The sequence below is a fragment of the Actinomadura sp. 6K520 genome, assembly GCF_004349245.1.
Taxonomy (GTDB): domain Bacteria; phylum Actinomycetota; class Actinomycetes; order Streptosporangiales; family Streptosporangiaceae; genus Spirillospora.
In genome coordinates this window covers 1-1017 of record NZ_SMLC01000410.1, presented here as the reverse complement: position 1 = coordinate 1017, position 1017 = coordinate 1, and the positions used below count along the sequence as shown (strand labels likewise).

The window sequence follows — 1017 nt, the reverse complement described above, 5'->3', positions numbered from 1 at the left end:
CCCCCCACACCGCCGCCGTCGCCGCCAGATTCAGCCCGACGGCCCGCACGTAGTAACCACGACGCCGATCCAGCAGCCCGCTCTCACGGACCCGGCGGGCCAGCGGCGCGAAATCACTGCCGGCCGGCCGGGCCGCCGGAGGGGGCGCGGCGTGCAGGATCGAGGGCATGAAGCCTCCATTCGTGGAACAGGGACGATGACCCGAAGCTACGGGCCGCGCAACCGGCCGGTCACCACGCTGCAGAGCCATCCCCCATCTGGCTCCTAAGTCCCGGTCCTCCCCCGCACACCACTCCCCACAACACCACCCCTGCGAAAAACAGCGCCAACAACCGCCATATAAGGTCACAAACCATGGACGACGGCACACGCTGGATCAACCTGAAAGGCGCAGTCAACGCCCGTGACCTGGGCGGACTCCCCACCACCGACGGACGCACCACACGCCGCGCACGCATCCTGCGCTCCGACAACCTCCAGCACCTCACGGTCGCCGACGTGCGGCTCCTCCTCGACGACTACGCCCTCAAGAACATCATCGACCTGCGCAGCCACGCCGAAGTACGCCTCGAAGGACCCGGCCCCCTCACCCGCGTACCGTCCATCACCGTCCACCAGCTGTCCCTGTTCCCCGAAGGCGGCCGCCACACCGACGTCGCCGCCGACACCGTCGAGATCGACAAAGTCCTCCCCTGGCAGAACAGCGCCACCCGGAACCCCGGCCCGGACCGCCCCACCGGCCACTACCTCGGCTACCTCAACGACCGCGGCGACTCCATCATCACCGCCCTGCGCGTCATGACCCGCACCGACGGCGCCTCACTCGTCCACTGCGCCGCCGGCAAGGACCGCACCGGCGTCGTCTGCGCCCTCGCCCTCGACGCCGCCGGAGTCACCCGCGAAGCCATCGTCAACGACTACGCCCAGACCGGCGACCGCATCGACGCCATCCTGCGCCGCCTCCGCGCCAGCGACACCTACGCCGCCGACCTCGACTCCCGCCCCGCCGACTCCCAC

Annotated in this window: 1 protein-coding gene; it reads left to right on the top strand. The window is 70.2% G+C overall.

Translation table 11 applies throughout. The features are described 5' to 3' along the window. Positions 1-354 precede the first annotated feature (354 nt). The coding region (locus E1289_RS37710) for a tyrosine-protein phosphatase (RefSeq protein WP_131988980.1) at positions 355-1017 on the top strand (663 nt) is incomplete at its 3' end.